1 protein-coding gene is annotated in these 3330 nt (G+C 67.0%); it reads right to left on the bottom strand.

From position 1 onward, the window contains the following. The coding region (locus M2447_RS13595) for a pertactin-like passenger domain-containing protein (protein ID WP_277559046.1) at positions 1 to 3330 on the bottom strand (3330 nt) is incomplete at both ends.

Below are 3330 nucleotides of genomic sequence, written 5' to 3'. Positions count from 1 at the left end.
TTCGGTTTCGAAGATTTTGTCCGCGCCGCCGGTCATGCCCCAGCCGTATTGGCGGAAGGACATGCCGGAGAGTTCGTTCGCCGCGTTGAGGCGGTAGCCGCGCGCGCGCAGCCAGAGGTTGCCGGATTTTGGATTGTCGGGGCTGGCGAGGGTTTCGGCGCGGATGTCGCCCAGACGCAGGTGGAGGGCGTCGAGGGCGTAGGCCCAGTCGAGCGCGAGCGTCGAGGCGGTGTTGATGATCGCGTCGGCGGCGTGGCTTAGGTTGCGGTCCGAGAGATACCATTTGTTTGTGTCGGGCGTGTAGTCGCTGCCGTCGCCCTGGACCAGTTCGATGGTGGTGAGGTCATACTCGAGTTTGCCGCCGGGGTTCGCCATGACGAACTGCGCCGTGCCGCTGCCCGTCGTGATCAGCTCGATGGCGAAGTTGATCGCGGCGGGCGGTTCGCTGACGGGGTTGATGTATACGTCGTGGCGGCCCGCGCCGGCGTCGGCGATTGAGAGGTGGTTGGCGACGGTGCCGGCGGGGTTGATGCCGGCGGTGATGTCGGCGAGTTGCGCGTTGAGGATGAGGCGTCCGGTGGTGTCGCCGAGGGTGTCGATTTGCGCGGCGGCGGTCGGGGCGGCGGCGTCGAAGGCGAGCGCGCCGTTGTTCAGTTCGAGGGCGCGGAAGCGGTAGCCGGTGGTTTCGAGGATGAGCGCGCTGGTGGCGTCGAGCGTGGTGGCGGCGATGGTGTAGCCGGCGGGGTTGGCGAGGTGGAGCGTGCTGTTGGTGAGTTGGTGAAGGCCTTCGCCGTGGAGTTCGTTTTGCAGCGTGCCGGTGACGTTGAGTTGCTCGAAGGCCGCGCCGTCGGCGACGGTGATCACGGCGGTGCCGAGCGCGTCGATCTTGGCGCCGATGAGGCGGCCTTCGTCGATGCTCGCGTCGCCGGTGAAGCCGGCGTTCGAGTGGTTGATTGTCACCGCGCCGGCGTTGTCCTTGATGAGCGCGCCGGCGCCGGAGAGGGTGTTTTGCAGGGTGCCGTCGGCGGCGGTGTCCAGGACCAGGACGCCTTCGAGTTCGATGGCGGCAGTGCCGAGGCCGGCGGCGTCGGCGAGGCGCGCGGTGGCGTCGGCGTTGATGTTGGTTTGCGCGGTGTAGGCGGTGTTCGAGGTGGTGATCGTCATCGTGCCGCCGGTGAGGGTGAGCGCGCCGGTGCCGGTGATGTGGCCGTCGACGCGGCCGCCGTTGGCGATCGTCTGGGCGTGGTCGTTGAGGTCGAGGAGGGCCCCGGCGTCGATGTAGAGTTGGTCGGTTTGACCGAGGGCGTTGTCAACGCCGGCGATGAGCGTGCCGGTGGCGAGGGTGCTGGTGCCGGTGTAAGTGTTGGAGCCGGTGAGGATCATCGTCGAGGCGGTGTTGTAGAGCACGCTGCCGGGGCCGGTGATGGCGGCGGCGAGGGTGTTGTCGGTCGCGCCGTCGCTGGTGAGGGAGAGGGTTTTGCCGTCCTTGACGTTCAACTCGACGAGCACGTAGTCGTAGTAGAGTCCGGCGGTGCCGGTGTAGGCGCTGGCGGTGCCGGCGGTTTGCGCGGTGTAGTTGTAGATGGCGTTGACTTCGGTGTGCTCGATGACCTGGCCGTTGGACAGCGCGGTGCCGTCGGCCTGGCGGATCGCGATCTGGACACCGGGGGTGGAGACGGTTTCGGCGAAGACGAGGAGCGTGGCGTTGTCGGTGAGGTTGTCCTGGTCGAGCCAGTTCTTTTGCGCAAGCGAGTCGATGATCGGGGTCGCGCCGCCGGTGTAGTTTTCGAAGACAACGGTGCTCGACAGGTCGGTGATGGAGAGCGTGCCGGTGCGGAGCACTTCGACGGGATCGACGCCGTTCATCGGCAGCCAGAGCGCACCGCCGTTAAGAGCGAGGGCGGCGATGCGGCGGGTTTCGCCGTTGGCGTGAAGGATGCCGCCGGCGTTGAGTTGCAACGCGGCGTTGGCGAGCACGTCGGTGTTGGCGGCGACGCCGAGGGTGAGCACGGTGTCATCAAGGACGAGGGTGCCGCGGAAAGGGCTGGAGGGATGAAGGGCTGAAGGGCTGAAGGTGAAGGCGTTGCCGGAGAGGTTCACGGCGAGGGTGCCGGCGCCGGTGAGCGTGTTCGAGTAGGCCCACGCGGTGGTGGCGGCGAGGGTGAGTTCGCCGTCGATGTGCGTGTTGCCCAAGCCGAGGTTCGCGGGCGTGGAGACTTGCGCGGCTCCGGTGATGTTCCAGTCGGTGGAGTTTGTTCCGGTGAGGTTCACGCCCGCGCCGGTGACGGCGGTCGTGCCGGTGCCGCTGATGTTGTTGGCGAACGCGCCCGTGCCCGCGAGGTCGAGGATGGCGTTGTTGAGAACGGCGCCGGTGCCGGTGCCGAGGAGGTTTTCGAGACGGAGCGCGCCGGCGTTGACGATGGTCGTGCCGGTGAAGGTTTCGTTGGCGCGCGCAATGGTGAGCGTGGTCGCGGCGTCGATTTTCTCGAAGACGCCAGAGCCGGAGAGCGCGGCATTGCCGAGGTTCGCGTCGGTCGAGGCGGCGAGGCGGCTGGTCGCGGAGATCGCGAAGGTGCCGCTGTAGTTTGTGTTGTCGGCGGTGAGCGTGATCGTGGCGCTGTTGACCAGGGAGAACCCGCCCTGCCCTGCCAGCGTCTTGGAGAGGTCGCCGGTTGCTCCGTCCGCGCTGAGTGTTGCGCCGGATGCGATGTCGAGCGTGCCGCTGTTGCCGAGCGCCTGCGTGTTGTTGATCGTGGTCGTGCCGATGATGCCGACGTTCGCCGCGAAGGCGGCGTTGGTGCTTGTGATTGTCGCCAGGCCGCCGAGGCCGAGGCTGCCGGTGCCGGCGAGAGTCCCGTCGATGCGCGCGCCGTTGGCGATTGTTTGCGTGTGGCCGTTGAGGTTGTAGGCGGCGGTGTCGGTGATGATCAGGTAGGACGTTTGGCCGAGCGCGTCGTTGGCGGCGGCGATGAGTGTGCCGCTGCTGATCGTGGTTGTGCCGGTGTAGGCGTTCGAGTGGCTGAGGAATATTTGCGTGTCGCGCGCCCGGATTGTCAGGTTGCCGGTGCCGCTGATTTTGGCGCCGAGGACCGTGTCGGTTGCCCCGGTGTTGTCGAGCATGAGGTTGGTGTTCGTCTTGAGTTCGGTGAGCAGGTAGTCGACGTAGATGCCGGGACCCTCGATGTGGTTGCTGTGCGCGCTGCCGGTGACGTGGGCGGAGCCGCTTGAGAACGCTGCGTAGTTGTAGGTGGCCTCGATGTCGGTGTTGCCGTGCCCGTCGCCGACTATGAGCGTCGTGCCGGTGTTCGAGGGCGCCGCTCCGTTGAAGAG

Origin of the sequence: Ereboglobus sp. PH5-10, assembly GCF_029504735.1 — a bacterium.
Classification (GTDB): domain Bacteria; phylum Verrucomicrobiota; class Verrucomicrobiia; order Opitutales; family Opitutaceae; genus Ereboglobus.
The sequence above is the reverse complement of the archived record's forward strand: the minus strand, read 5'-3'. Positions and strand labels throughout refer to the sequence as shown.